This is a genomic window from Pseudonocardia nigra (assembly GCF_019396355.1).
GTDB lineage: Bacteria > Actinomycetota > Actinomycetes > Mycobacteriales > Pseudonocardiaceae > Pseudonocardia > Pseudonocardia nigra.
This window is the reverse complement of the sequence record NZ_JAHKRK010000324.1, coordinates 1-6,246: the sequence shown is the minus strand read 5'-3', so window position 1 is coordinate 6,246 and position 6,246 is coordinate 1. Positions and strand designations below refer to the sequence as shown.

Below are 6,246 nucleotides of genomic sequence, written 5' to 3'. Positions count from 1 at the left end.
CGGTTCGTCCACGACGGACGAACCGGAACTGCCCTGCCCGCGTCGCATCCTCCGGTCATGACCGAGATCCTGGACCTGTACCCGCGCCTCGTCGTGGACGGCGCCGACGCCGCACTCGCCTTCTACACTGCCGCGCTCGGCGGCGAGGTGGTCGAGCGCTACACCGATCCGGACGGCAGGGTCGTGCACGCCATGGTCGCCGCCGGCGGCGTCCGCTTCGCCGTGAAGGACGCCGACGGCTACGACCGGGCACCCGGCGAGGGCGGCGTGCCCGTGATCGTCGCGCTGTTCACGTCCGACCCCGACGCCGTGGCCGAGCGGATGGTGCAGGGCGGCGCGACCGTGGTGTTCCCCGTGGCCGACCACCCCTACGGCGAGCGCGGCGGCCGACTCGCCGACCCGTTCGGGCACCTGTGGATGGTGGCGCGGCGCACCGAGCAGCTCGCCCCGGAGGAGATCCAGGCGCGCACCACGGCGATGTACGGCTGAGGGCCGGGGGGAACGCAGCAAAGCCACTTTGCTGCAACCACGTTGCGTGAAAGTGGCTTTGCTGCAACTCCGCCGGCCGTGGACGCGGGGCGGGGGCGGGGCAGCGTCAGGCCGCGGGGACGAGCAGGGCCGTCGCCACCGCGGCGATCCCCTCACCGCGACCGGTGAGGCCGAGGCCGTCGGTCGTCGTGCCCGACACCGACACCGGCCCGCCGACGGCGTCGGAGAGCACCTGCTGGGCCTCCGCTCGGCGCGTGCCGATCATCGGGGCGTTGCCGATCACCTGGACGGCGGCGTTGCCGACCGCCCAGCCCTCGGCGGCCAGCAGCCTGCGCACCTCGGCGAGCAACGTCACGCCGCTCGCGCCCGCCCATTCCGGCCGTCCGGTGCCGAAGACCGCGCCGACATCGCCGAGCCCGGCGGCCGACAGCAGCGCGTCGCAGAGCGCGTGCGCCGCGACGTCCCCGTCGGAGTGGCCGGCGCAGCCGTCCACGCCGTCCCAGCGCACGCCCGCGATCCAGCACGCGCGCCCGGCCTCCACCGGGTGCACGTCCGTGCCCACGCCGACCCTCACGCCGTCGTCCTCTCCGTCAGCAGCTCGGCCAGCTCCAGGTCCCACCCGGTGCGCACCGGGAAGGCCGCCAGGTCGCCGGGCACGGTGTGCACGGCGTGTCCCGCCGCGGCGTACGCGACGGCGACGGCGAGCAGGTCCTCGCCCGCACGGGCGTCCACCAGCTCACGACGGAGCGCCTGGGGCGTCTGCAGCACCCGCAGCCCGGAGCGGTCCGGCGTGTCGCGCACGATCCCTGCCGGATCGACCGTCTTGACGGTGTCGGTCAGCGGCAGGACGGGTACGACGATCTCGTGTCCGGCCCGGATCCCCTCCACGACCGCAGCGGCGAGCGCGCGCGGCGCGAGCGGCCGGGCCGCGTCGTGCACGAGCACGACCTCCTCGGAGCATGGTGCGACGAAACCGTCACCGGATGTGGTGTCCCGTCGTTGTGGGGCGTGTGGCCCCGACTCGGACGACGCGCGCGGAAACGCATGACGCACGCTGACGGGCAGCCCCGCGCATGCGCGCACAAGCGTATGGCCCCGCTCGTCGACGTCGAGCACCACGACGTGCTCGGCGACGCCCAGCAGGCTGCGCACCGCGTGCGCGACCATCGGAACACCGCCGACCGGCGCGAGGATGTCGACGCCACCACGACCACCGCCGGCCACGACCACCGCGGTGACGTTCATGCGGTGAGCCGGACCGGCGGAAGTGGACTGCGCAGCAGTGCTCAGGCGGTGGCCGTGGCCAGCACCTCGTCGAGCAGCACCTCGGCGCGCTGCTCGTCGGTGCCCTCGGCGAGCGCGAGCTCGCTGACGAGGATCTGCCGGGCCTTGGCGAGCATGCGCTTCTCGCCCGCGGACAGGCCGCGGTCCTTCTCCCGGCGCCAGAGGTCGCGCACGACCTCGGCAACCTTGTTCACATCGCCGGAGGCGAGCTTCTCCAGGTTCGCCTTGTACCGGCGAGACCAGTTCGTGGGCTCTTCGGTGTGCGGGGCGCGGAGCACCTCGAACACCCTGTCCAGACCTTCCTGGCCCACCACATCGCGGACGCCGACGACCTCGGCGTTCTCGGCGGGAACACGCACCGTGAGATCACCCTGCGCGACCTTGAGGACGAGGTACTTGCGCTCCTCGCCCTTGATCGTGCGGGTTTCGATGGCCTCGATGAGAGCGGCACCGTGGTGCGGGTAGACGACGGTCTCTCCGACCTTGAAAACCATGTGTCCTCTGCCCCTTTCGCTTCCTCAAGGTTAACACGTCCGAACCGCGCTCCGCTGCCTGGTCCGCCCTGTCGTCGCAGGTCACGGGGTTGACAACCGCCCCGAAACGTGCACGGGACGGCCCCGGCGGCGCGTGCGGGGGACCGCGACCAGTCCTTTTCCCGGTGCGGTTAGGCTTCGGCCCGGTCGAAGCCAGTGGTCACCGCGGGCGCCGTCGCGTCCGCTTCCGCCGGGCCGCCGCGAGGAGCGGCGCGGTGGGTGCCCCGCCAGGAAGGACGTCAGACTCGTGAGCCGCACCGAGCGTTTTCGCCCGACCGGAGCAGCCGCCGTCATCGGCGCGATGATCGGGGCGGTCGCGCTCGCCGGCTGCAGCGCGGGCCAGGTCGCCCAGACCAGCGGTCAGGTGGACGCCGTCGCGGGCGCGAGCGCCGAGTCCGGCCAGATCCTCCTGCGCAACACCCGGATCGAGTTCGCGGGTGAGGTCGAGGGCGCCGCCGTCCACCCGCGCGGGGGCGACGCCCCGCTGCAGATGCGCATCGTCAACACCGGCGGCACCGCCGACCGCCTGGTCTCCGTCTCCAGCCCCGTGGCCTCGTCGGTCGAGGTCACCGGCGTCGACGAGGTGCAGGGCGGGCAGGCGCTGGAGGTCGACGGCGAGCCGCCCGCCCCGCCGGCGGCGCCCGCCGCCACCGGGTCCGCCGAGCCCACCCCCGCCGCCGGCGAGGCCGCCCGGCCCACCGGCACCCCCGCCACGTCCGCCCCGGCGGGCGAGGAGACCGACGAGACCCACATCGTGCTCACCGGGCTCCGCGAGGACATCCAGGCCGGTATCACCTACCCGGTCGTCTTCACGTTCGAGCGCGCCGGGGAGATCCGCGTCGAGGTCCCGGTCGGCCACACCGAGGCCCCGCGCGAGATCGAGCACGCCTCCGAGTGACCACCCGCGCCCGCGGTTCGCGCGCCGGCTACCGCTGCGCCGAGTGCGGCCACCAGGCCGCCCAGTGGGTGGGGCGCTGCCCGTCCTGCCAGGCGTGGGGCTCGCTGGAGCAGGCCGCGCCCGTCGCGGCGGCCCCGGTGCGGGCCAAGGTCGCAGCCGGGGCGCCGACTGCGCCGGCCCGCCGGATCGCCGACGTCGCACTGGACTCGGCGCGTGCCCGCCCCACGGGGGTGTCCGAACTGGACCGCGTGCTCGGCGGCGGGCTCGTCCCCGGCGCGGTCGTGCTGCTGGCGGGCGAGCCGGGCGTCGGCAAGTCGACGCTGCTGCTCGAGGTGGCGGCGAAGGCCGCGGGAACCGGCCGTGTGCTGTATGTCACGGGAGAGGAGTCCGCGGGCCAGGTGCGGCTGCGCGCGGAGCGCACCGGCGCCGTGCACGACGAGCTGTACCTCGCCGCCGAGTCCGACCTCGGCGCCATCGTCGGTCACATCGACGACCTGCGCCCCGACCTGCTGGTCGTCGACTCGGTGCAGACGATGTCCACCGGCGACGCCGACGGCGCGCCGGGCGGGGTCACCCAGACCCGCGCCGTGACCGTGGCCCTCACCGGCCTGGCCAAGGACCGCGGCCTGCCGGTCGTGCTCGTGGGACACGTCACGAAGGACGGCAACATCGCCGGGCCGCGGGTGCTCGAGCACCTCGTCGACGTCGTGCTCGCGTTCGAGGGCGACAAGCACTCGACGCTGCGCATGGTGCGCGGGGTCAAGAACCGCTTCGGCCCCGCCGACGAGGTGGGCTGCTTCGAGCTGCGCGACCGGGGCATCGTCGGGATGCCCGACCCGTCCGGGCTCTTCCTGGCCCGGTTCGGCGGCCCCCCGGTGCCCGGCACGGCCGTCACGGTGGTGCTGGACGGCCGCCGTCCGCTGCCCGCCGAGCTGCAGGCCCTCGTCACGGGCAAGGACATCCCCAGCCCGCGGCGGGCCGTCAGCGGCCTCGACAACGCCCGCGTCGCGATGCTGCTCGCCGTGCTGCAGAAGCGGGCGGGTGTGCGACTGCACGACGCCGAGGTCTACGCCGCGACCGTCGGCGGGATGCGGGTGGTCGAACCGGCCGCCGACCTCGCGCTGGCGCTGGCGATCACCTCGGCCCGCCGGGACGTCGCGCTGCCCCCCGACGTGGTCGTGCTCGGCGAGATCGGTCTGGCGGGCGAGGTGCGCCGCGTCGCGGGCGTCGATCGGCGGTTGGCCGAGGCGGCCCGGCTCGGGTTCACGCACGCGCTCGTGCCGCCCGACAGCGGCACCGGTCCGGCCGGCATGAAGATCACCGAGGTGCGGGATGTCGGGGTCGTGCTCGCCGCGATCCGCTGACCCACCCCCGCCACCCCGCGTCAGGAAAGCCACGTTGCCGACGTTCGACGTCTGGAACGTGGCTTTCCTGACGTCGGGTACGCGCGCTCAGCCCGCCGAGCGCAGGAACGGTGTGGGCGCGCTGATGATGTCGTCCACGCGCGTCATCACGCGGTAGGCGCCGGGCGGCACCACCGTCCGCTCCTCGGCGCAACCGGGGATGGACGTGCGCCCGGCCCAGCGCACCGAGAACGCCACGGGCTGGCCGGGCACGAGCGTGCGCAGGTCGATGCTGGCGACGTTCGCGCAGTCGTTGCTGGACCACAGCCGGTCGGCGCCGTCGCCGCTCCACACGACGATCTCCTGCCGGGCCGAGTCGAGGTCGCGCACGCACGGCTGGTCGCTGACGTTGGTGACGACGAGCCGCAGCACCGGGCGTTCGCCCACGCGGTGCTCGGGGCTGCCGACCTCGGCGGTGACGGCGAGCATCGCGTTCGTGCAGGGCACCGGCCCGGTGGGCGGCACGGGCACCGGGGTCGGCACGGGCGCGGACGGGCGCGGGGTGTCGTCCGGGAGCAGCCGTTCCGACGTCGTGACCGGTGCGCCCGGCAGGGGTGGCGTCGGCTCGTCCGCCTCGACAGCGGGCGCCTCGGGTGCGGGCCCCACCGCCCCCGGCTGCGGCCCGGCCGGGGGCGGTGCGACCTGCTGGGGAGCGGACACGGCGACGCGTGTGGCAGCGCGCGTGGCGGTCTCGGCCGCCGGGCGCTCGGGCGTCGTCAGCGCGGCGATCGACCAGGCCACCACCACGAGGACGGTGACGGTGGACGCGATCGCGACCCAGCGTCGCCTCCAGTAGACGGACGCGGGCAGCGGACCCATCGGCTCCCACACGTCACGCAGGGTATCTGATCGATTACCAGGAGTTGCGGATGTGCGTCCGGCACGGCGCGTCGCGACACGCCGGGAAGCACCCGAGCGGCGGTCCCCCGGACGGCACCCGAGCCCCCGACGATGCCAGCAATGTGACCATACTGCCGTCCAGTGGCAGCATCGCCACCTTGCTGGCACTCCGGGGCAGCGCCACGCGGCTGCCGCAGCAGTGGCACCATCCTGGGCCGTGCCGCCGTCCCACCCGCTCACCGGCCTCGTGCTCGACTGGTACCCCGCCGCCGCCCGCGACCTGCCCTGGCGCCGCGCGGGTACGACCCCGTGGGGCGTGCTGGTCAGCGAGTTCATGCTGCAGCAGACGCCCGTAGCCCGCGTCGAACCGATCTGGCTGGACTGGATGGCCCGGTGGCCGGTGCCGTCCGCGCTCGCCGCGGCACCGCGCGCGGACGTGCTGCGGGCGTGGGGCAAGCTGGGCTACCCGCGGCGCGCGCTGCGGCTGCACGAGGCCGCCGGGATCATCGCGGAGCGGCACGGCGACGTCGTCCCGGCCGATCCGGACGCGCTCGAGGCGCTGCCGGGGGTGGGGTCCTACACCGCGCGAGCCGTCGCCGCCTTCGGGTACGGCAGGCGCTGCCCGGTCGTCGACACGAACGTCCGGCGGGTCGTGGCGCGGGCCGTGCACGGCAGCGGCGACGCCGGACCTGCCCGCACCGCCGCCGACCTGGCCGACGTCGAGCCGCTGCTGCCCGCCGACGACGAGTCGGCGGCCGTCGTCTCCGCCGGGCTCATGGAGTTGGGCGCGGTGATCTGC

Annotated in this window: 8 protein-coding genes; 4 read left to right on the top strand and 4 right to left on the bottom strand. The window is 74.9% G+C overall.

What is annotated here, in order from left to right:
* The first annotated feature begins 57 nt into the window (after positions 1-57).
* On the top strand, positions 58-489 hold the full coding sequence (locus tag KME75_RS39210) for a VOC family protein (RefSeq protein ID WP_219420032.1): 432 nt from the start codon (positions 58-60) through the stop codon (positions 487-489).
* 106 nt (positions 490-595) lie between these two features.
* On the opposite strand, the gene ispF is transcribed toward KME75_RS39210, so the two are convergent.
* From ispF to KME75_RS39195, 3 genes are read right to left on the bottom strand one after another with little or no spacing between them, the layout of a single operon-like run.
* Positions 596-1,063: a 2-C-methyl-D-erythritol 2,4-cyclodiphosphate synthase gene (gene ispF / locus KME75_RS39205; protein ID WP_219420030.1), complete on the bottom strand. Its 468-nt coding sequence runs from the start codon at positions 1,061-1,063 to the stop codon at positions 596-598.
* Complete coding sequence (locus tag KME75_RS39200) at positions 1,060-1,734, bottom strand: 2-C-methyl-D-erythritol 4-phosphate cytidylyltransferase (protein WP_219420029.1); 675 nt, start codon at positions 1,732-1,734, stop codon at positions 1,060-1,062. The genes ispF and KME75_RS39200 overlap by 4 nt, the downstream gene beginning before the upstream one ends.
* Before the next feature lie 41 nt (positions 1,735-1,775).
* A complete protein-coding gene (locus KME75_RS39195; protein WP_219420028.1) occupies positions 1,776-2,267 on the bottom strand; it encodes a CarD family transcriptional regulator in 492 nt (163 codons plus the stop codon).
* Between the two features lie 286 nt (positions 2,268-2,553).
* Here KME75_RS39195 and KME75_RS39190 point away from each other — a divergent pair, with 286 nt between their 5' ends.
* The gene (locus tag KME75_RS39190) at positions 2,554-3,204 is read left to right on the top strand and encodes a copper chaperone PCu(A)C domain-containing protein (RefSeq protein WP_219420026.1); all 651 of its coding nucleotides are present in this window, start codon (positions 2,554-2,556) and stop codon (positions 3,202-3,204) included.
* Positions 3,201-4,568 carry a DNA repair protein RadA gene (gene radA, locus KME75_RS39185; RefSeq protein WP_219420025.1) on the top strand — a complete coding sequence of 456 codons (1,368 nt, stop codon included), beginning with the start codon at positions 3,201-3,203 and terminating at the stop codon, positions 4,566-4,568. The genes KME75_RS39190 and radA overlap by 4 nt, the downstream gene beginning before the upstream one ends.
* An 87-nt stretch (positions 4,569-4,655) precedes the next feature.
* Here radA and KME75_RS39180 read toward each other — a convergent pair whose 3' ends face one another.
* Complete coding sequence (locus tag KME75_RS39180) at positions 4,656-5,438, bottom strand: hypothetical protein (RefSeq protein WP_219420024.1); 783 nt, start codon at positions 5,436-5,438, stop codon at positions 4,656-4,658.
* 226 nt (positions 5,439-5,664) lie between these two features.
* Here KME75_RS39180 and KME75_RS39175 point away from each other — a divergent pair.
* Positions 5,665-6,246 (top strand): HhH-GPD family protein (locus KME75_RS39175; protein WP_219420022.1); only part of this gene is annotated, 582 nt, incomplete at its 3' end.

What these genes read in the sequence shown, in the direction of transcription:
- KME75_RS39210 (WP_219420032.1), top strand. Translation starts at nt 58, where the DNA reads ATGACCGAGATCCTGGACCTGTACCCGCGCCTCGTCGTGGACGGCGCC.
- KME75_RS39200 (WP_219420029.1), bottom strand. Translation starts at nt 1,734, where the DNA reads ATGAACGTCACCGCGGTGGTCGTGGCCGGCGGTGGTCGTGGTGGCGTC.
- KME75_RS39195 (WP_219420028.1), bottom strand. Translation starts at nt 2,267, where the DNA reads ATGGTTTTCAAGGTCGGAGAGACCGTCGTCTACCCGCACCACGGTGCC.